Origin of the sequence: Sphingosinithalassobacter sp. CS137, from assembly GCF_014334115.1 — a bacterium.
Lineage (GTDB): Bacteria > Pseudomonadota > Alphaproteobacteria > Sphingomonadales > Sphingomonadaceae > Sphingomonas.
In genome coordinates this window covers 2577009-2601679 of sequence record NZ_CP060494.1, presented here as the reverse complement: position 1 = coordinate 2601679, position 24671 = coordinate 2577009, and the positions used below count along the sequence as shown (strand labels likewise).

General features: G+C 68.2%; 29 protein-coding genes. 17 read left to right on the top strand and 12 right to left on the bottom strand.

Annotated features, from left to right (window positions below; genetic code table 11):
• Nucleotides 1–7: 7 nt before the first annotated feature.
• A complete protein-coding gene (locus tag H7V21_RS12905; protein ID WP_188054135.1) occupies nucleotides 8–874 on the top strand; it encodes an amidohydrolase family protein in 867 nt (288 codons plus the stop codon).
• 9 nt (nucleotides 875–883) lie between these two features.
• Here H7V21_RS12905 and H7V21_RS12900 read toward each other — a convergent pair whose 3' ends face one another.
• From H7V21_RS12900 to ligK, 4 genes are read right to left on the bottom strand one after another with little or no spacing between them, the layout of a single operon-like run.
• Entirely contained in the window at nucleotides 884–1348 is a 465-nt protein-coding gene (locus H7V21_RS12900) for a MarR family winged helix-turn-helix transcriptional regulator (RefSeq protein WP_188054134.1), read from the bottom strand.
• 42 nt (nucleotides 1349–1390) lie between these two features.
• Nucleotides 1391–2290, bottom strand: coding sequence for an amidohydrolase family protein (locus tag H7V21_RS12895; protein WP_316715153.1), 900 nt, complete (start codon nucleotides 2288–2290; stop codon nucleotides 1391–1393).
• Nucleotides 2287–3342, bottom strand: coding sequence for a 4-oxalomesaconate tautomerase (locus tag H7V21_RS12890; protein ID WP_188054133.1), 1056 nt, complete (start codon nucleotides 3340–3342; stop codon nucleotides 2287–2289). The genes H7V21_RS12895 and H7V21_RS12890 overlap by 4 nt, the downstream gene beginning before the upstream one ends.
• Nucleotides 3335–4009 carry a 4-carboxy-4-hydroxy-2-oxoadipate aldolase/oxaloacetate decarboxylase gene (ligK, locus tag H7V21_RS12885; protein WP_316715151.1) on the bottom strand — a complete coding sequence of 225 codons (675 nt, stop codon included), beginning with the start codon at nucleotides 4007–4009 and terminating at the stop codon, nucleotides 3335–3337. The genes H7V21_RS12890 and ligK overlap by 8 nt, the downstream gene beginning before the upstream one ends.
• A 100-nt stretch (nucleotides 4010–4109) precedes the next feature.
• Between ligK and H7V21_RS12880 the strand changes: the two genes are divergently transcribed.
• The 8 genes from H7V21_RS12880 to H7V21_RS12845 all read left to right on the top strand — a co-directional run bounded on the left by H7V21_RS12880 (nucleotide 4110) and on the right by H7V21_RS12845 (nucleotide 12623).
• Complete coding sequence (locus tag H7V21_RS12880; RefSeq protein ID WP_188056543.1) at nucleotides 4110–5258, top strand: LysR family transcriptional regulator; 1149 nt, start codon at nucleotides 4110–4112, stop codon at nucleotides 5256–5258.
• Between the two features lie 64 nt (nucleotides 5259–5322).
• Nucleotides 5323–6156 carry an NAD(P)-dependent oxidoreductase gene (locus H7V21_RS12875; RefSeq protein ID WP_188054131.1) on the top strand — a complete coding sequence of 278 codons (834 nt, stop codon included), beginning with the start codon at nucleotides 5323–5325 and terminating at the stop codon, nucleotides 6154–6156.
• Entirely contained in the window at nucleotides 6153–7178 is a 1026-nt protein-coding gene (locus H7V21_RS12870) for an amidohydrolase family protein (protein ID WP_188054130.1), read from the top strand. Before H7V21_RS12875 ends, H7V21_RS12870 begins: the two co-directional genes overlap by 4 nt.
• A 151-nt stretch (nucleotides 7179–7329) precedes the next feature.
• Nucleotides 7330–7740 carry a protocatechuate 4,5-dioxygenase subunit alpha gene (gene ligA, locus H7V21_RS12865; protein WP_188054129.1) on the top strand — a complete coding sequence of 137 codons (411 nt, stop codon included), beginning with the start codon at nucleotides 7330–7332 and terminating at the stop codon, nucleotides 7738–7740.
• On the top strand, nucleotides 7740–8654 hold the full coding sequence (locus tag H7V21_RS12860) for a class III extradiol dioxygenase subunit beta (protein ID WP_188054128.1): 915 nt from the start codon (nucleotides 7740–7742) through the stop codon (nucleotides 8652–8654). The genes ligA and H7V21_RS12860 overlap by 1 nt, the downstream gene beginning before the upstream one ends.
• Nucleotides 8655–8798: 144 nt before the next feature.
• Entirely contained in the window at nucleotides 8799–9749 is a 951-nt protein-coding gene (locus tag H7V21_RS12855) for a Gfo/Idh/MocA family oxidoreductase (protein ID WP_188054127.1), read from the top strand.
• A 125-nt stretch (nucleotides 9750–9874) separates the two neighbouring features.
• The gene (gene pobA / locus H7V21_RS12850; protein ID WP_188054126.1) at nucleotides 9875–11044 is read left to right on the top strand and encodes a 4-hydroxybenzoate 3-monooxygenase; all 1170 of its coding nucleotides are present in this window, start codon (nucleotides 9875–9877) and stop codon (nucleotides 11042–11044) included.
• 565 nt (nucleotides 11045–11609) lie between these two features.
• Complete coding sequence (locus tag H7V21_RS12845; protein ID WP_188054125.1) at nucleotides 11610–12623, top strand: aldo/keto reductase; 1014 nt, start codon at nucleotides 11610–11612, stop codon at nucleotides 12621–12623.
• A 43-nt stretch (nucleotides 12624–12666) separates the two neighbouring features.
• Here the strand turns inward: H7V21_RS12845 and H7V21_RS12840 are convergent, their stop codons facing one another.
• From H7V21_RS12840 to H7V21_RS12815, 7 genes are all read right to left on the bottom strand, one after another.
• Nucleotides 12667–12954, bottom strand: coding sequence for a hypothetical protein (locus H7V21_RS12840; RefSeq protein WP_188054124.1), 288 nt, complete (start codon nucleotides 12952–12954; stop codon nucleotides 12667–12669).
• On the bottom strand, nucleotides 12951–13247 hold the full coding sequence (locus H7V21_RS12835) for a hypothetical protein (RefSeq protein ID WP_188054123.1): 297 nt from the start codon (nucleotides 13245–13247) through the stop codon (nucleotides 12951–12953). Before H7V21_RS12835 ends, H7V21_RS12840 begins: the two co-directional genes overlap by 4 nt.
• Nucleotides 13162–14427 (bottom strand): hypothetical protein, encoded by a 1266-nt coding sequence (locus tag H7V21_RS12830; protein WP_262504106.1) that lies wholly within the window; start codon nucleotides 14425–14427, stop codon nucleotides 13162–13164. Before H7V21_RS12830 ends, H7V21_RS12835 begins: the two co-directional genes overlap by 86 nt.
• The gene (locus tag H7V21_RS15775) at nucleotides 14406–14756 is read right to left on the bottom strand and encodes a hypothetical protein (protein WP_223177025.1); all 351 of its coding nucleotides are present in this window, start codon (nucleotides 14754–14756) and stop codon (nucleotides 14406–14408) included. The genes H7V21_RS12830 and H7V21_RS15775 overlap by 22 nt, the downstream gene beginning before the upstream one ends.
• Nucleotides 14753–15193 carry a CopD family protein gene (locus tag H7V21_RS15770; RefSeq protein WP_223177024.1) on the bottom strand — a complete coding sequence of 147 codons (441 nt, stop codon included), beginning with the start codon at nucleotides 15191–15193 and terminating at the stop codon, nucleotides 14753–14755. The genes H7V21_RS15775 and H7V21_RS15770 overlap by 4 nt, the downstream gene beginning before the upstream one ends.
• Entirely contained in the window at nucleotides 15160–15765 is a 606-nt protein-coding gene (locus H7V21_RS12820) for a cytochrome c oxidase assembly protein (RefSeq protein ID WP_262503864.1), read from the bottom strand. The genes H7V21_RS15770 and H7V21_RS12820 overlap by 34 nt, the downstream gene beginning before the upstream one ends.
• A 246-nt stretch (nucleotides 15766–16011) precedes the next feature.
• Nucleotides 16012–17115 carry a GNAT family N-acetyltransferase gene (locus H7V21_RS12815; RefSeq protein ID WP_188054121.1) on the bottom strand — a complete coding sequence of 368 codons (1104 nt, stop codon included), beginning with the start codon at nucleotides 17113–17115 and terminating at the stop codon, nucleotides 16012–16014.
• Between the two features lie 72 nt (nucleotides 17116–17187).
• Between H7V21_RS12815 and H7V21_RS12810 the strand changes: the two genes are divergently transcribed.
• Together H7V21_RS12810 and H7V21_RS12805 are read left to right on the top strand one after the other, a co-directional pair.
• On the top strand, nucleotides 17188–17649 hold the full coding sequence (locus tag H7V21_RS12810) for a DUF2721 domain-containing protein (protein ID WP_188054120.1): 462 nt from the start codon (nucleotides 17188–17190) through the stop codon (nucleotides 17647–17649).
• Nucleotides 17646–18083 (top strand): DUF4345 domain-containing protein, encoded by a 438-nt coding sequence (locus tag H7V21_RS12805; protein ID WP_188054119.1) that lies wholly within the window; start codon nucleotides 17646–17648, stop codon nucleotides 18081–18083. Before H7V21_RS12810 ends, H7V21_RS12805 begins: the two co-directional genes overlap by 4 nt.
• Here H7V21_RS12805 and H7V21_RS12800 read toward each other — a convergent pair.
• Complete coding sequence (locus H7V21_RS12800; protein ID WP_262504105.1) at nucleotides 18032–19504, bottom strand: amidase; 1473 nt, start codon at nucleotides 19502–19504, stop codon at nucleotides 18032–18034. The genes H7V21_RS12805 and H7V21_RS12800 overlap by 52 nt on opposite strands.
• A 387-nt stretch (nucleotides 19505–19891) precedes the next feature.
• Here H7V21_RS12800 and H7V21_RS12795 point away from each other — a divergent pair, with 387 nt between their 5' ends.
• The 6 genes from H7V21_RS12795 to H7V21_RS12770 all read left to right on the top strand — a co-directional run bounded on the left by H7V21_RS12795 (nucleotide 19892) and on the right by H7V21_RS12770 (nucleotide 24665).
• A complete protein-coding gene (locus H7V21_RS12795; protein WP_188054118.1) occupies nucleotides 19892–21136 on the top strand; it encodes a cytochrome P450 in 1245 nt (414 codons plus the stop codon).
• Between the two features lie 459 nt (nucleotides 21137–21595).
• Complete coding sequence (locus H7V21_RS12790) at nucleotides 21596–23515, top strand: ribonucleoside-diphosphate reductase subunit alpha (protein ID WP_188054117.1); 1920 nt, start codon at nucleotides 21596–21598, stop codon at nucleotides 23513–23515.
• 128 nt (nucleotides 23516–23643) lie between these two features.
• On the top strand, nucleotides 23644–23925 hold the full coding sequence (locus H7V21_RS12785; protein ID WP_188054116.1) for a hypothetical protein: 282 nt from the start codon (nucleotides 23644–23646) through the stop codon (nucleotides 23923–23925).
• On the top strand, nucleotides 23888–24274 hold the full coding sequence (locus tag H7V21_RS12780) for a hypothetical protein (protein WP_262503863.1): 387 nt from the start codon (nucleotides 23888–23890) through the stop codon (nucleotides 24272–24274). Before H7V21_RS12785 ends, H7V21_RS12780 begins: the two co-directional genes overlap by 38 nt.
• On the top strand, nucleotides 24271–24453 hold the full coding sequence (locus H7V21_RS12775) for a hypothetical protein (RefSeq protein ID WP_188054115.1): 183 nt from the start codon (nucleotides 24271–24273) through the stop codon (nucleotides 24451–24453). The genes H7V21_RS12780 and H7V21_RS12775 overlap by 4 nt, the downstream gene beginning before the upstream one ends.
• The gene (locus H7V21_RS12770) at nucleotides 24450–24665 is read left to right on the top strand and encodes a hypothetical protein (RefSeq protein WP_188054114.1); all 216 of its coding nucleotides are present in this window, start codon (nucleotides 24450–24452) and stop codon (nucleotides 24663–24665) included. Before H7V21_RS12775 ends, H7V21_RS12770 begins: the two co-directional genes overlap by 4 nt.
• The last annotated feature ends 6 nt before the right edge of the window (nucleotides 24666–24671 follow it).

The following is a 24671-nucleotide window of genomic DNA, read 5'->3' as shown; positions in this document are numbered from 1 at the left end:
CAGGCAGATGGACCTCGGCAAGCTCAAGGCGATCGACATCCACGTCCATGCCGAGGTGTCGTGCTGCGATCCCGAGGACCCGATCTTCGGCGAATTCCTCGACGCCAGCACCCGCTACTTCAAGACCGATCGGCGCCGCCCGACGATCCCCGAGACGATCGCACACTATCGCGAGCGCGACATCGGCTTCGTCATGTTCACCGTCGACATGGAGGCAGGCACCGGCATCAAGCGCATCCGCAACGAGGAAGTCGCCGAGGCCGCCGCCGCCAACGCCGACGTGATGATCGCCTTCGCCTCGATCGATCCGCACAAGGGCAAGCGCGGTGCGATCGAGGCGCGCGACCTGATCGAAAAGCACGGCGTGAAGGGTTTCAAGTTCCACCCGCCGCTGCAGAATTTCGATCCCGGCGACCCGATGGCGTGGCCGCTCTACGAAGTGATCGATCATTATGGCCTGCCCGCGATCTTCCACACCGGCCATTCGGGGCTGGGCACCGGCATGGCGGGCGGCGGCGGCATCCGGCTGAAATACGGCCAGCCGATGCTGGTCGATGAAGTCGCGGTGCGTTTTCCCAACATCCGGATCATCCTCGCGCATCCGGGTTGGCCCTGGACCGACGAGTCGCTGTCGATGGCGCTGCACAAGCCCAATGTCTTCATCGACCTGAGCGGCTGGAGCCCCAAATATTTTCCGCCGCAGATCATGCGCTATGCGAACGGCCAGCTGGGGCACAAATTCCTGTTCGGCTCCGATTTCCCGCTGATCCCGCCGGACAAGTGGATCGCCGCCTATGACGACGCCGGATTCAAGCCGGACTTGCGGGAAAAGATCCTGAAGGGCAATGCCGCGAAGCTGCTCGGCCTGATCTGACGCACCCCGTCAGTCGTCCCCGCCATCAGTCTCAGCGGGATTGCGGCGCTCGATCCGGCTCAGCAGATCGAGCAGCATGGCCTTTTCCGCATCGTCGAAATCGGCGAGCAACTCCCGCTCATGCACGCCGATCCGGGCCAGCGCGTCGGCGAGCGCGGCGTCGCCGCCCGGGGTCAGCGTCAGCGAAAAGGCGCGGCGATCGTTCGGATCGACCGTTCGATCGACCAGGCCCCTGTCGATCAGTTCGTTGATCAGCGACACCATGTTGGCGCGCTTGATGCCCAGAATGCGGCCGACCGAACCCTGATTGATCCCGGGATTGGCGGCGACGACCGACAGCACCGCGAACGGCACCTGGCGAAGGCCGGTCCCCTCCATCACTGCGGCAAAATCGACCGCGAACACGGCCGACGCACGGCGCAGATGATACCCTACCAGCGGCGCCAATGCGCCGATCTTCTGTTCGTCCGACATGCAGCGCGTGCAAGCCATGTTTCCCGCGCCGCGTCAATCGGATCAGCCCTTGGCGCGGACTTCCTCCGGCCAGTAGAGCCGCATCGGATTGGCGACCAGCAGCTTGTGCTGCAGTTCGGGCGTCGGCGCGATCCGCGGGATCATTTCGACCAGCGCGCCGTCGTCGGGGATCGCATCCTGCATGTTCGGGTGCGGCCAGTCGGTGCCCCATAGAGCGCGATCGGGATAATCGGCGACCAGCGGCGCCACCGCCCCGGCGAAGTCGTCCCAGGGCGGCCCGGCTGGGTCGAGCCGATCGGGGCAGGTCGCCTTGAACCAGATGTCCTCGCGGCTATCGAGCAATGCGCGGAACGCGCGCATGTCGGCCCCGCCCGGCCCCTGCGTCACGTCGGGACGTCCCATATGGTCGATCACCAGCGGCACCGGGATCGCATCGAGGAATGGACGCAGCTCGTCCAATATGTCGGCCTCGAAGTAGACCACGACGTGCCACCCCTTGGGCAGCCTGCGCGCCACGTCGAGGAACCGGTCCTTGGGCGCGTCGTCGACCAGCCGCTTCAGGAAATTGAAGCGTATGCCGCGGATCCCGCCCCCGTCGAGCATCGCCAGCTCCGCCGCGCCGATCGCCGGATCGACCACCGCGACGCCGCGTGCGCGGCCCTGCGACTTGGCGATCGCGTGCAGCATGGCGGCGTTGTCGGTGCCGTGGCAGCTCGCCTGCACGATCACGTTGCGCGCGAAGCCCAGCCGGTCGCGCAGCGCGAACAGCATGTCGGGTCCGGCGTCCTGCGGCAGATATTTCGCCTTGGGACTGAACGGGAAGCGCTCGGCGGGACCGAAGACATGGCAGTGCGCGTCGACTGCGCCGGGCGGCGGAACGAAACGCGGCTTCGACGGCGCCAGCGTCCAGCTGCGAATCCGCTCTGCTTCGTCCATGCTCATGCGAACACCACCCCATCCATCAGCTTGCGCGCGGTGCGCAGCAATGCGGCCGAGATCACCGCGCCCGCGGCGTCGGTCTCCAGCACGCAGGTCATCTCGCCGGTCGGATGCTCGACCGACAGCGTCTTGCGCGCGCCCTGGGGAATGTCGGCCACTTCGGCAGCGGGCGAGCCGGGCACGAGGCAGGCGGTCGCGACGCTGACCGCGCCGAGCACGCCGATCGAGGCATGCGCGCGCCTGGGAATGAAGCTGCGTACCGTCACTGCCCCGCCGTGGCGCGGCGGCGCGACCAGCATCATCTTGGGCACCGACAGCTCGGTGACATCCCCAAGGTTCATCATCGGCCCGGCGGCGAGGCGAATGGCCTCGATACGTGCCTTCACCTCCTCGGCGGCGTCGAGCGTCTCGCGCTCCTCATAGCCGCTCGCGCCGACATCCGCCGCCTTCAGCACGATGCACGGCATGCCATTGTCGACCAGCGTGCAGGCGACGCCCTCGATCATGTCGACAGCATTGCCGGTGGGCAGCAGCGCGCCGCACGACGACCCGGCGGTGTCGCGGAATTCGAGCGGGACCGGCGCCGCGCTGCCCGGCACGCCGTCGATCCGAGCATCGCCCGAATAGGTCACTCGCCCGCCCGGCGTCTGCACCGTCGCCACGGCGACCTGGCCGGTGTTTTCCATGAAGATGGTGACGCGAGTCTCGTCGCCCGCCGCCGGCACCAGCCCGCGCTCGATCCCGAACGGACCCACCCCCGCGAGCATGTTCCCGCAATTCTGCCTGTCGGTGACGATCGCCTGATCGACGAACACCTGGAGGAACAGATAGTCGAGATCGACGCCCTCACGCGCCGATCGCGACACCACCGCGACTTTCGAGGTGAGCGGATCGGCGCCGCCCATGCCGTCGATCTGGCGCGGATCGGGCGACCCCATGATGCGCAGCAGCAGCGCGTCGCGCGCGGCCGCGTCGGCGGGCAGATCGTCCTTCAGGAAAAATCCGCCCTTCGACGTGCCGCCGCGCATCCACAGCACCGGCACGCCGTCAGACATAGCGCAGCCCCATCGCCTCCAGCTTGCCGCGCATGTCGTAGATGTCGAGCCCCAGCTCGCCCGCCGCCAGCCGCACGCGCTTGGCCTCCTCATTCGCCTCGCGCGCCTCGGCCTTGTCGGCGACCGCGGCGGCGGCGTCCCGCCTCACCACGCACACGCCGTCGTCGTCGGCGACAATCACGTCGCCCGGCTGGATCGCGGCCCCCGCGCACACGACCGGCACGTTCACCGAACCCAGCGTCGCCTTCACCGTTCCCTGCGCGAACACCGCCTTCGACCAGACGGGGAAGTTCATTTCCTTCAGGTCGCGCACGTCGCGCACCCCGGCGTCGATGATGAGGCCACGGCACCCGCGCGCCTGCGCCGAGGTCGCGAGCAGATCGCCGAAATAGCCGTCGCTGCACGGGCTGGTCGGCGCCAGCACCAATATGTCGCTCTCGCGCAGTTGCTCGATCGCGACATGCACCATCCAGTTGTCGCCGGGCGGCGCCGAAATGGTGACCGCCGATCCGGCGACGCGCGCACCGCTCTGGATCGGGCGGATGTGCGGCGCGAGCAGCCCGGTGCGGCTCTGCGCCTCGTGCACCGTGGCCACGCCGCACGCCGCCAGCCGATCAATCACCGATCGTTCCGCACGCTCGATCGCCTGCACCACAACGCCGCCCATCGCCTTCTCCATCGCCTTGCGCGGCTAATGTCGGACGGAGTGCGCGGTCGCGGAAGTCAGAACTGGCCCCGCACCATAAGTTCTTGTTAAGCGTGCCATGATGCCGGCGAGCGATCTCAACCTGCGCCACTTGCGTGCGATACTGGCGATTCACCGCCACGGCACGATCAGCGCCGCCGCGCATGAAGTGAACCTCACCCAATCCGCCATCACTCAAGGGCTGGCGCGCGTCGAGCACCAGATCGGCATGCCGCTGTTCGAACGCAGCAGCGGCGGCATGCGCCCCACGCCCGCCGCCGCGTTGTTCGTCCCGCGCATCGCCGCCGCGCTCGCGCGCATCGCCAGTCCGCGCGTCACGGCGGCCCAGATGCGTGCACTCCTGGCGCTCGCCCGCGCCGGCAGCTATGCCGGGGGGGCGCACGCCATCGGCGTGAGCGAGGCTTCGCTGCACCGCGCGGTGCGGGATCTGTCGGTGGCCCTCGGCCGCGATCTGGTGGAACGGCGCGGGCGCGGCGTTACGCTCACGCGCCGGGGCGGCGAACTCGCGCGCGCCTGCGCGCTCGCCAGCGCGGAACTCAATGCGGGACTCGAGGAACTCGCCGCGCTCGCCGGGCGGGAAACCGGCCGCATCGCGATCGGCGCGATGCCGCTGTGCCGCGCACGCCTGCTGCCCGCCGCGATCGCGCGGTTTCACGCGCGCTACCCGCACTACACCATCGTCGTGTCGGAGGGCAGCCATGCCGAGCTAGTGGGGCCGCTGCGCGACGGCGAGCTTGATCTGCTGATCGGCGCGCTGCGCGATCCCGCTCCCGGCGCGGATCTCGAACAGCGCCCGCTGTTCGAGGATCGGCCGGTGGTGATCGGCCGTGCCGACCATCCCCTCGCCGGCACCGATCCCAGTCTCGATATGCTCGCGCGCTATCCGTGGTCGGTGGCCGCGCCCGGCGCGCCGCTGCGCGACCATTGGGAAGCGATGTTCGCCGGCGCCGGGCTTGCCGTGCCGCGCGTGCCGGTCGAATGCGGTTCGGTAATCGCGATTCGCCAGCTGATGATGTCGAGCGACTTCCTCACCCTGCTCTCGCCCGATCAGGTGGCGGTCGAGCTCGAAGCCGGTTGGCTGACGATCCTTTGCTCCGCGCCGCCCGCGATCGTCCGCACGATCGGCGTCACCACCCGCGCCGGCTGGCGCCTCACGCCACTGCAAGGGGCGTTCCTGTCCGAACTCGGCCTGGAGACACTTACTTCGTAAAAACTAATGGCTGCGGTGGCGATCGCATTGGAGCCGGCCCGGGCGGCTCGATAGCATCGCGGCCATGAGGATTTGCTGGATCGGATTCGGCGAGGCGGGCGCCACCTTCGCCACGGGGCTCGAATCGCCCGGAGTCGCGTTCGATGTGCGCGAGGACGGCGCGATGCGCAACGCCATGGCCGAAGCGGGCGTCGAATATGCCGCCACCAGCGTCGATGCGGCGCGCGGTGCCGACCTGATCCTCTCGCTCGTCACTGCCGATCAGGCCCTTGCCGCGGCGACGGATGCCGCGCGCGCGCCACTTGCCGGCGCACTCTATTGCGACATGAACTCGGTCGCTCCCGATACGAAGCGCGCGGCGGCCGAAAGCATCGCGGCGGCGGGCGGCCGCTATGTCGATGTCGCGGTGATGGCGCCGGTACGGCCGAAGGGGCGCGCGGTGCCGCTGCTCGTCTCCGGACCCGATGCGCACGCCGCCGCCGATGCGCTGGAGCAGGCGGGCTTCGCTTCGATCGAAGTCGCCGGCGAGCGGATCGGCGATGCGTCTGCAGTGAAGATGATCCGCTCGGTAATGGTGAAGGGGATTGAGGCGCTGTCGGCCGAATGCGTGCTCGCCGCCGACGCGGCGGGCGTGCTCGACCGAGTGATCGCTTCGCTCGACGCGTCGTGGCCCGGCGCCGACTGGAGCCGCCGCTTCGACTATAATCTCGATCGCATGCTCGTCCACGGCAGCCGCCGCGCCGCCGAGATGGACGAAGTGGCCAGGACGCTCGACGCGCTCGGCACCGGCTCGCCGATGAGCCGCGCCACCGCGCAGCGCCAGCGCGAGATCGGCAACCGCAGCCTTGGCGCGCCCGCCACGCTTTCCGCCAAACTCGACACGCTGAGGGCCGCATGACGCTGATTATCGACTGTCACGGCCATTACACCACCGCGCCGGCCGCACACAGCGACTGGCGGGAGGCGCAGAAGGCCGCATTCCGGGAAGGGGGAAGCCCGCCGCCCTATCCGGCCATTTCCGACGACGAGATCCGCGAGACGCTGGAGACGAATCAGCTCCGCCTGCTGCGCGAACGCGGCGCGGACATGACGATCTTCTCGCCGCGCGCCTCCGCCATGGCGCCGCACATCGGCGACGAAGCGGTGGCGACCGCCTGGGCGCGCTACAACAACGATCTCATCAAGCGGTGCGTCGATCTCTATCCCGAGACCTTCATCGGCGTCTGCATGCTGCCGCAGAACCCAAAGGCGGACATGGCGGGTTCCGTCGCCGAGCTGGAGCGCTGCATAACCGAGCTCGGCTTCGTCGGCTGCAATCTCAACCCCGATCCGGGCGGCGGCAAGTTCGAGCATCCGCCGCTCACCGACCGCTATTGGTATCCCTTCTACGAAAAGATGGTCGAGCTGGACGTGCCTGCGATGATCCACGTCTCGGGCAGCTGCAATCCGGCGATGCACGCCACCGGCGCCTATTATATCGCCGCCGACACGATCGCCTTCATGCAGCTGATCCAGGGCGACCTGTTCGCGGATTTCCCCACGCTGCGCTTCATCATCCCGCACGGCGGCGGCGCGGCGCCTTATCACTGGGGTCGCTATCGCGGGCTGGCCGACATGCTGAAGCAGCCGAGCCTGGACGGACATGTGATGAACAACGTGTTCTTCGACACGTGCGTCTACCACCAGCCCGGCGTCAACCTGCTCGCCGAGGTGATCGACACGAAGAACATCCTGTTCGGCAGCGAGATGGTGGGCGCGGTGCGCGGCGTCGATCCGCAGACCGGCCAGTATTTCGACGACACCAAACGCTATGTCGACGCCCTCCCGATCACGGCCGAGCAGCGGCACGCGATCTTCGAAGGCAATGCGCGCCGCGTCTATCCCCGTCTCGACGCCCGGCTGAAGGCGCGCGGACTGTGACTGCGGACTTCCCGGTCCGCCCCGCCTCGGGAAGGTGTCAGCGCGAAGCGCTGGCGGAGGGGGCGCGCCGCGCACGCGACCCCCGCGGCGCGTCCCCTCCACCGCCTGCGGCGGTCCCCTTCCCCGTCCGGCGGGGTTCCAGGAGCGATCCATGACATCACCTCGCGACATCCACAGCTATCTCGCCGAATTCGACGATATTCCCGGCACCCGCGTGTTCACCGCCAAGCGAGCGCGCCAGGGCTACAAGCTCAACCAGTTCGCTATGAGCCTGATGAAGGCGGAAAATCGCGAGCGCTGGAAGGCCGATGAGCGCGCCTATCTCAAGGAATGGAAACTCACGCCGGAGCAGGAGGAGGCGCTGCTTGCCCGCGATTACAACAAGCTGCTCGATCTGGGCGGCAACATCTACTTCATGGCCAAGGTCTTCTCGACCGACGGCAAGAGCTTCCTCCAGGCGGTGTCGACGATGAGCGGCATGAGCCTCGAGGAGTATCAGGCGATGATGCTCGCCGGCGGCCGCTCGCCCGAAGGCGTCCGCTCGATCCGGGAGAAGAAGTGATGGCGCGCATCACCGCAGGCGTCGCGTCCAGCCACATCCCCGCGCTGGGCGTCGCATCCGATCTTGACAAGACCGGCGAGGAATATTGGAAGCCCGCCTTTGCCGGTTATGAATGGACGAAGGCGTGGGAGGCGGAGCAGAAGCCTGACGTCGTCGTGCTGGTCTATAACGATCATGCCTCGGCGTTCGACATGCGCATCATCCCGACCTTCGCGATCGGATGCGCCGAGGAGTTCCAGCCCGCCGACGAAGGATGGGGGCCGCGCCAGGTGCCGGTGGTGCAGGGCCACCCGGACCTTGCCTGGCATATCGCGCAGAGCTGCATCCTCGACGAATTCGACATGACCATCATCAACGAGATGGACGTCGACCACGGGCTCACCGTGCCCTTGTCGATGATGTTCGGAAAGCCCGATGCATGGCCGTGCCGCGTCATTCCGCTCGCGGTCAACGTCGTCACCTACCCGCCGCCCTCGGGCAATCGCTGCTGGGCGCTGGGCGAGGCGATCGCGCGCGCGGTGGCGAGCTTCCCCGAGGATCTGAACGTGCAGGTGTGGGGCACCGGCGGGATGAGCCACCAGCTCCAGGGTCCACGCGCCGGACTGATCAACAAGGAATGGGACAATCGCTTCCTCGACCGGCTGATCGGCGACAGCGACGCGCTGCGCCACATCCCCCACATCGAATATCTGCGCGAGACCGGCTCGGAGGGCATCGAGATGGTGATGTGGCTGATCATGCGCGGCGCGCTGGGCCGCGAGACGCGCTGCCTCCACCGCCATTATCACGTCCCCGCCAGCAACACCGCGGTCGGTCATATCGTGCTCGAACCGGTCGGCGGCGACGGGCCGCAAGTGCCCGACAGCGACACGATCGAAGCGAACTCGCCCGCAGCACAGGGAATGATCGGATGACCCATTCCCTCTCCCCATCAGGGGAGAGGGTGGCCGAGCGCAGCGAGGTCGGAAGAGGGGCCTCGCGTGCGACGCCCTATCAGACAGCCCCTCTCCCCGACCCTCTTCCCTGAAAGGGAAAGAGAGCAAGCAAAGGAAGCCGCAATGAAACTCATCCTCGCAGGCGCCGGCGCGTTCGGCGAAAAGCATCTCGACGGGCTCAGGAAGATCGACGGCGTCGAAGTCGTCTCGCTTGTCGGCCGCACGCTCGAGGCCACGCAGAAGGTCGCCGACAAATACGGCGTGCCGCACGTCACCACCGACCTCGCCGAAGCGCTCGCCCAACCGGGCGTCGACGCGGCGATTCTCTGCACGCCCACGCAGATGCACGCCGCGCAGGCGATCCAGTGCATGGAGGCGGGCAAGCATGTCGAAGTGGAGATCCCACTCTGCGACAATCTCGCCGACGGCGAGGCGGTGCTGAAGAAGAGCCAGGAAACGGGGCTGGTCTGCATGGTCGGCCACACCCGCCGCTTCAATCCGTCGCACCAGTGGGTGAAGAAGCGGATCGAGGCGGGCGAATTCACCATCCAGTCGATGGACGTCCAGACCTTCTTCTTCCGGCGCACCAACACCAATGCCAAGGGCGAGCCGCGCAGCTGGACCGACCATCTGCTCTGGCATCACGCCGCGCACACCGTCGACATCTTCCAGTATATGACCGGCGAGGACATCGTCGACATGAACGTCCTCGAAGGGCCGCTCCATCCCGAGCTCGGCATTGCGATGGACATGTCGATCCAGATGAAGACCGCGAAGGGCCAGATCCTGACGCTCGCGCTCAGCTTCAACAACGACGGGCCGTTCGGCACTTTCTTCCGCTACATCGGCGACACCGGCACGTACCTGGCGCGCTACGACGATCTCGTCACCGGGCGCGAGGAGCCGATCGACGTGTCCGCGATCGATGTCTCGATGAACGGCATCGAGCTGCAGGACCGCGAATTCGTCGCCGCGATCCGCGAAGGCCGCGAACCCAACGCCAGCGTCGCGCAGGTCATGCCCTGCTACCGCGCGCTCGATGCGCTCGAGCGCCAGCTGATGGCCAAGCGCTGATCCCCAATACAATCCAACGTTTGCCCTGAGCTTGTCGAAGGGCCGTTCTTCTTCCTTCGATCCGTTCGAAACAGAAGAACGGGGCTTCGACAGGCTCGGCCCAAACGGAAACAAGGGCAGACCCAATGAAAACCCAGGTCGCGATCATCGGAGCGGGGCCCGCCGGGCTCCTCCTCGGCCATCTCCTGCGCGCCGAAGGCATCGACGCGGTCGTCGTCGAACGCCAGTCGCCCGACTATGTGCTCGGCCGCATCCGCGCGGGCGTGCTCGAACGCGTCACCACCGATCTGATGGAGCGGCTCGGTCTCGATGCGCGCATGCACGCCGAGGGAATACCGCACGACGGCTTCAACCTCGCCGACGGAGAGCGGCTGATCCGCATCGACATCACCGCGCTCACCGGCCGTCAGGTGATGGTCTATGGCCAGACCGAAGTGACGCGCGACCTGATGGACGCGGCCCCCGCGCGCGGGCTCGAAGTGATCTACGAGGCCGCCGACGTCGCGCTCCACAATGTGGAGAGCGACGCACCCTCGATCAGCTACACTAGGGGCGGCGCCGAGCATCGCATCGAGGCACGCTTCATCGCCGGCTGCGACGGTTTCCACGGTCCCTCGCGCAAGGCGATCCCGGAACGCGTCGCGCGCGCCTTTGAGAAAGTCTATCCGTTCGGCTGGCTCGGTATCCTCGCCGATGTGCCGCCGTGCAATCATGAGCTGATCTACGCCAACCACGCCAACGGCTTCGCACTCGCTTCGATGCGGTCGGAAACGCGCAGCCGCTATTACATCCAGGTGCCGCTCGACGAGAAGATCGAGGACTGGCCCGACGACCGGCTATGGGACGAACTGGCGGTGCGGCTCGGCCCCGATGCCGCGGCGCACATCACGCGCGGCCCCTCGATCGAAAAGTCGATCGCGCCGCTGCGCTCGTTCGTGTTCGAGCCGATGCGCCACGGCAGCCTGTTCCTCGCCGGCGACAGCGCGCACATCGTTCCGCCCACCGGCGCCAAGGGCCTAAACCTCGCCGCGTCCGACGTCGTCTATCTGTCCGATGCGCTGATCGGCTATTTCCGGCGCAACGACGCCGACGGCGTCGCCGGCTATTCGGGCAGGGCACTCGCCCGCGTCTGGAAGTCGGAGCGGTTCAGCTGGCAGCTCACGTCGCTGATGCACCGCTTCCCCGAGAACGGCCCGTTCGAACGGCGGATGCAGGTCGCCGAGCTGGACTATATCGCCAATTCGGACGCCGCGCAGACGAGCATCGCAGAGAACTATGTCGGCCTGCCGCTGTAGCCCACGTCCTGCGGCGGACCTGCACAGCGGGATTCTCGAGATACTCATGCTCCGGCGAAGGCGGGAGCGCTGGCCGTCACTGAACCACCTCGCCGCCCAAGCTCCGGCCTACGCCGGAGCACCGTACCCGCAGGCGATCCGATACGGAGCTCACCCTTGTATGACACGCGGCGCATCTGCCATCGCGCCCTCCGCCAAGCTCCGTGCCGAAACCGTCCGGGAACTCGTCGCACCGCCGCGGCCTGCCCGTGCTCCGGCAAAGGCCGGAGCGTCGGCCGGCGCCAGACCGCCCATCCGCCCGGGCTCCGGCCTCCGCCGGAGCACGGCATCCGCAAGCGATCAGACACGGAGCTCACCCCTGTCCTGCACGCGTCCCTTCTAATACCGTCCCGTCCGCCACGGTCCGCGCCGAAACCCCTCCCGGAACTCCCGGCACTGCCGCTCGATTCGATACGAGGAGAAGGAGGAGGGACGTAGTGGCAGCTTCGCAAACTTCCGCGCCGCCACGCCGCGCTCGCACCCCCGACTCGCACCCGATCACAGGCACTCGACTCAGGAGCCACCGATGACCCTCCCCACCCGTGCAATCGGCCCGTTCCGCGTTTCGGCGATCGGGCTTGGCTGCATGAATCTCAGCCACGCCTATGGCGTGCCGCCGTCGGAGGAGGAGGGCGCGAAGCTGCTCAACCGCGCAATCGATCTGGGCGTCACCTTTCTCGATACCGCCGCGCTCTATGGCTTCGGCGCGAACGAACGGCTGCTTGGCAAGGCGGTGATGCACCGGCGCTCCGAATTCACTCTCGCGTCGAAATGCGTGCTCGACGTGATCGACGGCAAGCGCGGGCTCGACGGCTCTCCCACGGCGATCGCCAGAACCCTTGACGCAGCGCTCGAACGGCTCGGCACCGATCACATCGATCTCTACTATCTTCATCGGCTCGACAAGAAGGTGCCGATCGAGGATTCGGTCGGCGCGCTCGTCCGCGCGAAGGAAGCGGGCAAGATCGGCGCGATCGGCCTCAGCGAAATGTCCGCCGACACGATCCGCCGCGCGCAGGCGGTGCATCCGATCGCAGCGGTGCAGACCGAATATTCGCCGGTGGTGCGCAACGCCGAAGTCGCGGTGCTCGACACCTGCCGCGAAGTCGGGATCGGATTCGTCGCATTCTCCCCCGTCGCACGCGGCCTGCTGGCCGGAGCGGTCCACGACGCCGATTATGCGGAGGGGGACATCCGCCGCAACATGCCGCGCTTCGTCGAGCCCAATCTGTCGCATAATCTCAATGCAGTCGCGGCCTTCGATGCGCTGGCGGAAGAACTCGGCGCCACGCCTGCCCAGCTCGCGCTCGCCTGGGTGCTCGCGCGCGGCGATCACATCGTCCCGATCCCCGGCACACGCAGCATCGCGCATCTGGAAGAGAATGTCGCCGCCGCCGGGATTACGCTGACGCCCGCCGCGCTTGACCGGATCGACGCGATCTTCGCCGGCGGCGCGATCCGCGGCGCGCGCTACACCGCCGCGATGCAGGCGCAGATCGATACGGAAACGCTTCCGGGAGAGGAGCTGGAGCCGGCATAGCCCCCGCCGGAGCGGTAGCCGCACCGCGCCGCCCGGCGCCATCTCACCTGCAGATCGACCCCGCCAGCACCGGCGCGCACGTATATGCCGTCGCGATCAGCCCCACCAACGCGAGTGCGGCCGCGAGGCGCCCGAGAAAGTCGGAGCGCCCGCGCCAGTACCGCCGGCTCATCCAGGAAAGGAGCGCGAGCCACGCCAGCCACAGCAGGATCAGCAGCGCCCGCCCCAGGCTGAGCGGCCCGAGCGCAGACAATGCCCTGCAGCCATAGAGCGCCGAAAACGCCACCGCCCACACGATCAGTCCGAACACGGGGCGAAGCAGCGCGATCATGCCAGCAGGCCCGGAACATGCACGGCGAGCAGCACCACGATCCCGGTCCCCGCACCATAGTCGGTCCACAGCCTCGCGATCCGCGGCTCGGTGCTGAGGCGCGGCGAATGGAACCCCGCGGCGGCCCGTCGCGCCACGAACAGCCGGATGAGCATGCCGAGCGCCACGTGCAACACGGCATAGCCCAGCAGCGCCGCGACCACGGCGTTATAGGCATGTTCCGTCGGCGGAAGTGCATGCAGGGTGATCGTCGCCAGCAATGCCAGCAGCAGAAACGCCAGTCCGGCGATCATCGGCACTGCGCCCGAACCGACGCTTCGCTTCGCGCGCCGTATCGCCCACTGCGCCGCGAAAACGGTCAGCGCCGCGCCCGCAAGCCCCGCCGCAAGGGCGATCCAGGAGCCCTGGATCAGCCTCGGCGGCCAGTCGGGCGCGACGGTCCAGAGATAGGCATAGCCGAACAGCAGCGATCCGAAGAAGGTCGCGTCGGCCGCCAGCAGGAAGACACGGCCCCACCATCCCGCGGGTCCTGTGCCTCGACGTGCGGCGGCGCCGATGCGCCTTTTCCGATCGGAAGCGCTCCGATGTCCTGCCGCTGCCCCAACACCAGGCCCAGCGCCATCCGATCACCGCCAGGGCGAGCAACGGCAGCGGCGTGATCCAGTAGAGCTTGAGCAGCATCGCCACGAAGAAGACGCCCGTGACCGCCGCCGTGTCGACCGGAAGCAGGCTGTTGCCGGGCAGCAGGACGACATGGTCGATCCGGCCGCTCGCGGTTTCCACCGCCAGCGTCTCGCGCCAGCCGTTCCGCGGCTCGCCGAGATAGCCTTCGCCCCGCGCCAGTTCCACCGCCAGCGCTGGCCGGCGCTCGACCGGCTCGAGATCCTCGACGTGCGGAATGCTGGCGATGTTGTAGCTCGGCGACGGCAGCATCATCGGCCATTCCAGCGTCCCCGCCCCCCAGGGATTCCGGCGGCTTTTCGGCGCGTGGAAGAATTGCAGCGTCACGTCGATGAGGAACAGCCCCGATGCCGAAGGCCAGCACGAATCCGCCGACCGAGGACAGGAAGTTGCGAGCTGCGCGCGGATCAGCATCGCCAGCACGCCGCCGATCAGGAAGAAGGCAAAGGCCGTCACCATCGGTCGGATGCCCAGCGTGCTGTGGTTCACCGTCGAAAGCGACCCGCGCCAGCCCTTCGGCGTTCCCCAGATCGCCTCGAAGGCGCGGTGGAGCCGCAGCGCCTTCACGTGCCACCCCGCGACTGGAACCGCGCCCAGCCGGCGTCGTCGTGCGCGAGCACCCGGAACCCGTGGCGGGCGTGGCCGATGCCGCAATATTCGGCGCAGACGCCGGGATGTGCGCGGGCGCACTCGCCTCGATGCGCAGCACGTTGCGGTGACCGGGACGGCGTCCATCTTGCCGCCCAGCCGCGGAACCCAGAAGGCGTGGATTACGTCGCGGGTGGTGAGCACGACGTCCACCGGCCGCCCGGCGGGAATGTGCAGCACGTCGCGCGTCGCGATGCCGCGCCGTCCGCGTCCCTGTGCCGAAAGGTCCAGCGCCAGCGGCTGCTCTCCGCCTCCACGCGCACCAGCCGCGGATCGTCGCGCGGCAACAGGCGCTCGCCCGCGACCAGGCCATAGGCGAGTAGCGCCACCAGGACGGCGGAGGAGAAGATCAGTCCGCCGCCGACGATCCAGATGCGCGAAGACTGTTCGCGCGGCGCGCGCCTGCGCGTGGACGCCAGCAGGAGGAGGACCAGCACGAACAGGAAGATCGCCGCCGCGCCGGCCAGCGTCACCCACCAGAGGCTGCTGATCGCGGCGGCGGCGGGGCCCGCCGGATCGAGCGCCGAAAGCGGCCCCGCGCATCCGGTTGAAAGAAATGCCGCGCCGGGCGTTGTGCGGATGAGAAGTAACCGAGGAAAAGGGGCCCGATGCCGACCAGCACCAGCTTTCCGAACATCCAGGGGACGAACACACCGCGCAGGAAGATCGGCGCCGTTCCCGCCGCGACCGCGATCACGGCGGCGGGCGTCAGCAGGTGCGTGTATCCATAATGAGTGAAGCGGCGGACGCGGGCATATTCCTCCTGCGTGTCGTCCGGCGCATGCTCGGCGAGCATCAGCGGCACCGCCATCAATCCCGCGCCCCAGACGATCACGCCCGCGATGTGGAGCCCCTTTACAATGGCGATCGCCAGCATCATCGCGGCGCGCCGGCGGACGCGCTGCGCCATGCCCGCCGCGCGATCCAGGCGGCGGCGACCGCATAGGGAAGCATCGCCGGCACCCACATGATGAGTCCGGCGAGCCGCTGGTCCTCCAGCGGCGTCAGTCCGGAAGCGAGCGGCGCCGCGTAATGGTGCGGATAGAGCGGATCGGGCGCCAAGGTGAGCAGCGCGCCCAGCAGCCCCATCTGCCCGACCGCCGCCGCGAGCGTGAGCAGGGCGACGGGCAGCGCCGTCACGAGCAGCGACAGCTGCATGAGCCAATAGAGCGGCGCCTCCTCGAGCGCCGCGGTATAGAGCGGCGGCGCGTGCCACAGCCACAGGGTCAGCGCGGAAGCGGTGAAGGGCAGCGCCAGTCCGGTTTCGCTCCGGGCGGGGAATGCGCGCGCCAGCAGTGGCGCGGCAGCGGCGACGACAGCACGTGATGCACCGCGCGTGCCAAGAACAAGGCGCTGCTCAGCGCGCAGAGCGGCGAGACGAACGCAATGGCGAGGGCCAGCATCGCACCCGCGAACGCCGCGCGCGAATGGCCACGGATCGCCCTCGCCACGCCCAGCGCGAGAAGCGCCGCGAGCAACCACGGATCGAGGTTCCACCGCTCGAACAGTTCGACCGGCAGCGGCGCAGGCCCGCAATACGCTACCTCCAGAGCGATCCCCGCCTCCTGTTCCCATGTGCCGGAGAATCATCGATCGACCGTGCCCTTGAGGCAAATGGCAAGGCGGGGTCCGGGTTCCGCTCCGGGGACTTGAGGCGGCCGGGCGCCGGCCGCTCCCACCTTTGCACGGCGGCGGTCGGCGGCCGCAGCTCTCGGGCCTCTGCGCGCCCTATGGCGCGCTCGGCGCCTGCCCGCTTCGCCGCCAGAGGCCGCCGAGCAGCTTCGCCGCCAGCGCAGCCGCGCCGGGCCGCACGAACAGCCAGTCGCGAATCGCCGGCCCCGGCTCGGCGCCGATCGTGCGCTTGTAGCCGCTGTCGCCCGCGCCCCAGTCGACGTGCGTCATGCCGTCGTCCAGCGCCCGAACCAAATTGCGGTAATAGAGCAGCTTGCCCGGCGAGTGTTTCGCGAATTGCGGATCATAGCTGTTGGCGATCGCATATTTGAGGTCGCCGGCATTGAGATCGAACGAAAAGGCCGCCGGCGCACCGTCCACCCGGAGCACCGCCGCCCACAGCATCTCCGCCAGCGCCGGATCGGCCACCGCCGCGCGCCAGAAGGCGCCGTGTCCCGTCGTCGTGAATTTCGCGTCGCTGCCGTCGGTCTTTGCCGCGATCCAGCTCGCCTCCTCGACCGCCGCGAGCGAATCGAACGCCTCCGGCGTCCACTCCGCCCCGGATACGAACGACCAGTCGAGCGCGCCGTGGCTCGCCAGATGCTTCTCGTGGAACCGGTTCTTGCGCAGCGTCGAAGTGCGCGGCCAGCCCCCCTCGGCGCGCAGCGCGGCCATGTCGAGCAGGAAGCTCTCCGCGACGAACCGGTCGAGCACGGCCCAGCCCGCCGCCCCGGCCGCCGCGCGCAGTCCCTCCACCGCCGGATCGCCGTCATAGACCGGGCCGATCCGCAGCGCCGTCGCTTCGCGCGCGAGCCGGGGCAGCAGCGCCTCGAACACTTCGATTCCCGCGTCGCCGCGCACGGGGAAGCTGCGGAACGGCCAGTAGCATCCCGGCACCGCCGCCATTCCCAGCGCCGCCGGCCCCATCCGCACAGTGGGCAGCGCCAGCACCGGTGCGCCGTCGCGGCACACCGTCAGCGTCCGCGCATGGCCGCCATAGGCGGCCAGCGCCGCGGCGAACCAGCCATAGCGCAGGAAGCGATGGCTCGGCAGCGCCGCCTCGGCCGCCGCGTCGATCGTTCCGGACAGGCCGACGACCGCCTCCACCGTCAGTGCGGGCGGCAGGCGCGGGAAATCGGCGAGCGGCATCGGCTTCGTCATGGCCTCCGCTCTACTGCCCAGCGGTTACCATTGCGTTTGGCTCGCGCGCGCCGCCCGCATAGAAGAGGCGCCATGGAAAGCTCGCCGTTCGTCTCCACCGTCGCCGCCACGATCCAGGTGGCAATCGCGCCCGTCTTCCTGCTCGCCGGCATTGGCGCGATCCTCAACGTCATGGTCGGCCGGCTTGCGCGCATCGTCGATCGCGCGCGCCAGCTCGAGCAGCTCCATCCGCGCAGCACCGGCCCCGAGCATGATCGCCATGTCTGGGAGCTCCGCCTGATCGATCGGCGCATCTCGGTCATCAACTCGGCGATCTTCCTGTGCGTCGCCAGCGCGCTGGCGATCTGCCTCGTCGTCGCATTGATGTTCGTGTCGGAGCTGATCGACCTGCATTTCGGAGTCGTCGTCGCGGTCGCCTTCATTCTTTCGATGCTGCTGCTGATGTCGGGGCTGGTCTTCTTCCTGTTCGAAGTCCGCATGTCGCTCGCGGCGATTCACGTCCGCAAGGAACTGCTGGAGCACGACGGCAAATGAGCCCCTCCGCCGAGCGCCACCTGCTTCAGGCCGCCGTCGCGCTCACGGTGCTGGTGCCGATCTTTGCCGCCGGCACCGGCATCCTGCTCGGAGCGCAATGGCTCGGCGCCGATCCGGCACGCGTCGATCTCGACAGCCATTTCCGCTATCTTTCGGGCATCTTCCTCATGCTCGGCCTCGGCTTCGCGAGTTGCATCCCTCGGATCGAAACGATGGGCCCCCGATTCCGGCTGCTCGGCGCAATGGTCGTCGCCGGCGGACTCGCGCGCGCGCTGTCGCTCGTCGATCTCGGCCCGCCCTCGGCCGCCCATCTCGCGGGCCTGGGCATAGAGCTCGGCGTCGTGCCGCTGCTCCTGCTCTGGCAGGCGCGCGTCGCGCGGCGCTACCGCGCGATGCCCTCCAGCCCCGGCCCTGCCTCCACGCTCGGCACATAGCTCGGCGGCACGCGCGCTTCGGCCGCCTGCTCATAGCCATAGCCGGCGTCGAGCAACAGCGCCTCGCTGTACGCCGGCCCCATGAACGAAAGCCCCACCGGCAGCCCGTCAACCAGCCCCATCGGCACGGTGAGATGCGGCGTTCCCGCCACCGCCGGCAACTGGCTGGCGGAGGGCCCGCTGAACTGGTCGCCGTGCACCGGATCGCTCAGCCACGGCAGGCCATAGGTAGGCGAGACGAGCAGCCGCACGTCGCCCTCGGCGAGCATCGCGTCGATCCCCTCGGCGCCCGCCAGGCGCAGCGATTTCGCCCGCGCCTCGGCATAGCCGGGATCGTCGACTCCGCCGGTCGCCTCGGCCATTTCGAAAATCTCCTGCGCAAAATACGGCATTTCGGCCTCGGCATTCGCCGCGTTGAACGCGATCAGCTCGGCCAGCGTCCGCGCCGGCAGCGGCGCGGGCGAGCTCGCGAGATAGTCCGCCAGGTCGCTCTTCAACTCGGTCTGCAGCACGAAGAACTCGGCTTCGTCGAGCCCCTCCAGCTCGGGCTGCTCCACCTCGACCAGCACCGCGCCCTGCGCCCGCAGCACCTCGAGCGCGGCGTCGTATTTCGCCTCCAGCTCGGCCGGCATCTGCGGGCGCAATACGCCGATTCGCATCCCGGAGAGCGCACCGGCGTCGAGCCCCGCGGCATAGTCGCGCGCGTGCGCATCCGCCCCGAGGGTCGCCGCGTCCGCCGGATCGCTGCCGATCATTGCCGAGAGCAGGATCGCCGCATCGCGCACGCTGCGCGTCATCGGCCCGGCAGTGTCCTGGCTGTGGCTGATCGGTACGATGTGCGTCCGGCTGACGAGGCCGATCGTCGGCTTGAGCCCCACCAGCCCGTTCATCGCCGCCGGGCACACCACCGATCCGTCCGTCTCGGTGCCCAGCGCGCCCGCGGCGAAACTCGCCGCCACCGCCGCGCCCGATCCGCTGGAGGAGCCGCACGAGGTGCGGTCGAGCGCATAGGGATTGCGCACCAGTCCGCCGATTGCGCTCCACCCGCTCATCGAGGCGGTCGAGCGGATGTTCGCCCATTCCGAGAGATTGGTCTTGCCCAGGATCACCGCGCCCGCTTCGCGCAGCCGCGCCACCACCGGCGCGTCGCGGCGCGTGAGATTATCCTTGAGCGCCAGGCTGCCCGCCGTCGTCGGCAGCTCGCGGCTCTCGATATTGTCCTTGAGGAGCACGGGAACGCCGTGGAGCGGCCCGCGCACGCGCCCGGCCGCTCGCTCCGCGTCGAGCAGCCGCGCCTGTTCGAGCGCATCGGGGCTGAGCGCGATCACTGCGCGCAGCGTCGGCCCCTGCCGGTCCATCGCGGCGATTCGCTCCAGATAGGCTGCGGTCAGGGCTTCGCTCGTCGCCGCCCCCGACTCCATCAGCGCCTGCAATTCGGCGATCGATGCTTCCTCGACCCGCACCCGCTCGCCAACGCGCCGATCGGCGGAACCATCGGCCCGCGTCGCCGCCGGCGCGGGCGCCGTCGCATCCTGAGCCAGCGCCGGAACGCTCGCGCCCATCATCAGCGCCAGCCCGGCCAGCACACCCGTTTTCGCCATGCAGTCTCCCCTTCGTCGCCGGCAGCCTATCACCCCTGATATGGGGCTCAACCCTGCTTCGCGCTGCGGCAAAGCGATCGAGGGCCGCTTCGCGTGCGACCTTCCTTCTGATCGCGCCCTGATCCGATAAGCGCCAGCAGGAACGCTGCGCGGCGGGGCGAGCGACGCAGGGGGGGAACGCTCGCCCCGCCCCCCGGTTTGCTGCTCATGACATCGATTCCCCGTCTCGCCACGCTCGACAGCACGCCCGCCTTCCTGCGCGAAGGCTATCCCTGGCTCGGCAACCGCTGTCGCGACCTCGGCAGCGACATGTTCGAAACGCGGCTGATGGGTCGGCGCGTCCTCTGCATGATGGGCGAAGAGGCGGCGCGACGCTTCTACGACGGCAAGAGCTTTTCGCGCGTGGGTGCGATGCCGCCCACCACGCTGCGCCTCCTTCAGGACAAGGGCAGCGTCCAGGCGCTCGACGGCGCCGCGCACGCCCATCGCAAACAGCTGTTCCTCGATCTGCTGGCCGGCGACGCGCCCGAGTCGTTCGCCGACATTTTCGAGCGCCGCTGGCGCGCCGCGCTGCCCGAATGGCGGGGGCGCGGCGAGGTCACGCTGCACGAAGCGGCGGTGCGGCTGCTGTGCGAATCGGCGCTCGAATGGTGCGGCATCGCGGTCGCCGAGCGCGATGTGCCGGATCGCGCCGAGGAGCTGGCGGCGATGGTCGCGGGCGCCGGAGCGGTCGGGCCGAAGCTGGTCCGCGGCCTGTGGCTGCGCCGCCGCGCCGAGCGTTGGGCGCGCGACCAGATCGATCGTGTCCGCCGCGGGCGCCCCGCTCGCCCGGGCTCGCCGCTCGCCCGAATCGCCGAATTTCACGACCTCGACGGCGGGCCGCTCACGCGCGAGGAGGCCGGAGTCGAGCTGCTCAACCTGCTGCGCCCGATCGTCGCGATCGCCCGCTTCGTCACCTTCGCCGCGCTCGCGCTGCACGAACACGGCGATGCTGCCGAATGGCTCGAATCCGGCCCGGGCGAGGTGCGCGAACGCCAGCTTGCCTTTGTGCAGGAAGTGCGCCGCTTCTATCCCTTCTTCCCGGTGATCGGCGGCCGGGTCCGCTCGGCGTTCGAATGGCGCGGCAACGAATTTGCGGATGGCGACTGGGTGCTGCTCGGCTTGCATGCCACCAATCACGACGCACGGCTCTGGCCAGAGCCGCACCGTTTCGATCCCGCACGCTTCCTGCGCTGGCAGGGCAGCGGCTATGATCTGATTCCGCAGGGGGCGGGCGCGTATCTCCCCGATCATCGCTGCCCGGGCGAATGGATGACGATCGCGGTCCTGCGCCGCGCACTCGCCCTGCTGCGAATCATGCCTGGCCACCTGCCCGAACAGGATCTGCGCGTGCCGCTCGATCGCTTTCCCACTCTGCCGAACAGCGGCGTGCGGATCGCCTTCGATCGCTGACCCAGGGATTGGGGGCCGGAAGGAACGAACCGCCCAACATCTTGGAATTCGGTCCGGCTTCGAAACGACTTTCCACCGCGAAATATTTTCGTTCGACGTTCGTTCTCTTGACGGAGTCCGAAGCCGTGGAAGGTCCGCGCGTCGCGCCTGTGGACAAGTGCTCGAGGCGCCATGAACCGAGTCATTTTAGCGGCGAACCGAGTCGGTAAGCATTCATTTACGGTCTTGATGTCGGACTCGATCTGACACAAGCTCTAGTGGTTGCACTGAGGGGCAGGCTCAAGCACTGGTAGGATGTTCACCGCGACCCTATATCGCGGGATAACCCTGTTCGTGCCCTGTGGATGGCGTGTGGACACTTTTTGTTCTCGCCTGCGGCACGGCCGATGGTCTAGCATCCGCAAGCCGCCCCCGAGTCGAAACGACGCCGATCGAAGGCAGTATGAGGGGTACAGCGTCATGGAATTCAGGGACACGGAAACCAGCGTGAACGAAACCGCCACCCAAGCCGCCCCCGCCCAGGCAGACGAGAAGCCCGTCGCGAAGCGGAAGGGCAAGGCGCGCGATTCGCACAGCGTCGATCCGCAGTCCTTTCCGGTCGAAGTCGATCATTCGCGCGACGCGCTGCTCACCGATTTCGGCAAGGAGACGCTGAAGGACCGCTATCTCCTGCCCGGCGAGAGCTTTCAGGATCTGTTCGTGCGCGTCGCCTCGGCCTATGCCGACGATGCCGAGCACGCCCAGCGGCTCTACGACTATATCTCGAAGCTCTGGTTCATGCCCGCCACGCCCGTTCTGTCGAACGGCGGCACCGGGCGCGGACTGCCGATCAGCTGCTATCTCAATTCGGTGCCCGACAGCCTCGAAGGCATTGTCGAGACGTGGAACGAAAATGTCTGGCTCGCCTCGCGCGGCGGCGGCATCGGCACCTATTGGGGCAGCGTGCGCGGCATCGGCGAGCCGGTGGGCCTCAACGGCAAGACCAGCGGCATCATTCCCTTCGTCCGCGTGATGGACAGCCTGACGCTCGCGATTTCGCAGGGCTCGCTGCGCCGCGGCTCGGCCGCCTGCTATCTCGACATCTCGCATCCCGAGATCGAGGAGTTCCTCGAAATCCGCAAACCCTCGGGCGACTTCAACCGCAAGGCGTTGAACCTCCACCACGGCGTGCTGATCCCCGATGCCTTCATGGAGGCAGTGCGCGACGGCACCGAATGGGAGCTGAAGTCGCCGAAGGACGGCAGTGTCCGCAACACGGTCGACGCGCGGGCGCTGTTCCAGAAGCTGGTCGAGACCCGGCTCGCGACCGGCGAGCCCTATATCGTCTTCTCGGACCATGTGAATTCGAACATGCCGAAGCATCATCGGGAGCTTGGGCTCAAGGTCTCGACCTCGAACCTGTGCAGCGAGATCACGCTGCCCACCGGCACCGATCATCTCGGCAACGATCGCACCGCGGTCTGCTGCCTCTCGTCGCTCAACCTCGAAACCTGGGACGAGTGGAGCCAGGACAGGCGCTTCATCGAAGACGTGATGCGCTTCCTCGACAATGTCCTCACCGACTATATCGAGCGCGCACCCGACGAGATGGCCCGCGCGCGCTATTCGGCGATGCGCGAGCGTTCGGTGGGCCTTGGCGTGATGGGCTTCCACAGCTTCCTCCAGGCGCGCGGCCTTCCCTTCGAAGGGGCGATGGCCAAGAGCTGGAACCTGCGCATCTTCAAGCACATCAACGCCCGGGTGAACGAAGCGTCGATGCAGCTCGCGGTCGAACGCGGGCCCTGCCCCGATGCGGCCGACATGGGCGTGATGGAGCGTTTTTCGTGCAAGATGGCGATCGCGCCCACCGCGTCGATCTCGATCATCTGCGGCGGTACGAGCGCCTGCATCGAGCCGATCCCGGCCAACATCTACACCCACAAGACGCTGTCGGGCAGCTTCGTGGTCCGCAATCCCTATCTCGAGAAGCTCCTGATCGAGAAGTCGAAGAACTCGGACGCGGTGTGGAACTCGATCCTCGAAAAGGGCGGCTCGGTCCAGCATCTCGATTTCCTCAGCCAGGAGGAAAAGGACGCCTACAAGACGAGCTTCGAGATCGATCAGCGTTGGCTGCTCGAACTCGCCGGCGATCGCGCGCCCTTCATCGACCAGGCGCAGTCGCTCAACCTGTTCATCCCGGCGGATGTCGAGAAATGGGATCTGCTGATGCTCCATTTCCGCGCCTGGGAGCTGGGCATCAAGTCGCTCTATTATCTGCGGTCGAAATCGGTGCAGCGCGCCGGCTTCGCGGGCGGGGTGGAGGCGGACAACACCGCCGAACTCGCCAAATACGAGATCGGCGAGAGCACCGACTATGACGAATGCCTCGCCTGTCAGTGAGCCCATCGCCGCCGGCGCCGCGCGGGCGCGTCCGCGCGCGGCTGCCGGCATGCGCTTGACTCAGGTCAACGCGGAACCCCGCGCGTTGCGGAACCATTCGTTTTCCGTATCGCTGGAGAACCGCGCCCATGCCGCTCGCAACCTTTCCGCTCCTGCTCGCGCTCTGCATCGTCGTGACGGCGGTGAGCGGCATCTGGCTGATGCTCAACGCCCGCTCGGTCGCCGCGCTCTTCCGCGGCCGGACGGAGATCGTGCCCGGCCCCGGTCGCAGGCGCGCCTCGCGCGGCGCGGTCATCGCGATGCTGATCCTCTTCAATCTCGGCTGGATCGGCGCGATCGCCGTGCAATGGATCGGCTGGGAGGGCGCAGCCAATGAAGTCATCGTCAGCGAAAATCCGGAGCATCCCTGACCGGGCGGTTCGCTCCCGCGCCGCCGCGCTCGCGGCACTCGCGCCGCTCCTCTCCCTCGCCGCTTGCGCGAGCCAGATCGACAGCGCGGTTCAGCCCGGCGCCCCCGGCTTCCTGCTCGGCCTGTGGCACGGCTTCATCTTCCCGGTCGCCTGGGTGCTCTCGCTCTTCGTGCCCGACTATGCGGTCTATGCCGTGCCGAACAACGGTGGCTGGTATGATTTCGGCTATTTCATCGGCATCGTCTTTCTCGGCGTAGGCTCGGGCGGCGGCAGCCGGGTCATCTATCGCACCCGCACCGTCTATCGCGATCGCCCCGCGCGGCGCGGCCAGGTGATCGACCACGAATGAGCCCGACGCTGTTCCTCTTCGCGCTCGCCGCGGTCGCCACGCTCGTCGGGCTGGTCGCGGTGCTGCGCGCGCCGGGCGAGTCCCCCCGGTCGAGCCGCTGGCTGCTGATCGGCACGTCGATCGCGCTCGCGCTCGCGCTGCTGCTCGCCTTCCGCCTGATCGAGGAGGGGCTGTTGTGACTCGCGGCCTGCTCATCGCCAACGGCGTCGCCGCGGTCGTCGGCGCGGTCGGCCTCGCGCTCCTCGTCCGCCCCGCCGCCGCGCGCCGCCTGCTGCGCACCGGCGACGGCGAGGCGGCCGGCTATGCCCTGCGCATCGCCGGCGCGATGCTCTTCGCCGCCGCGCTCTTCTGCGCCGGCTTCGCCACCATGTTCGTCCTGTCCAGCCAGTAAGTTCCC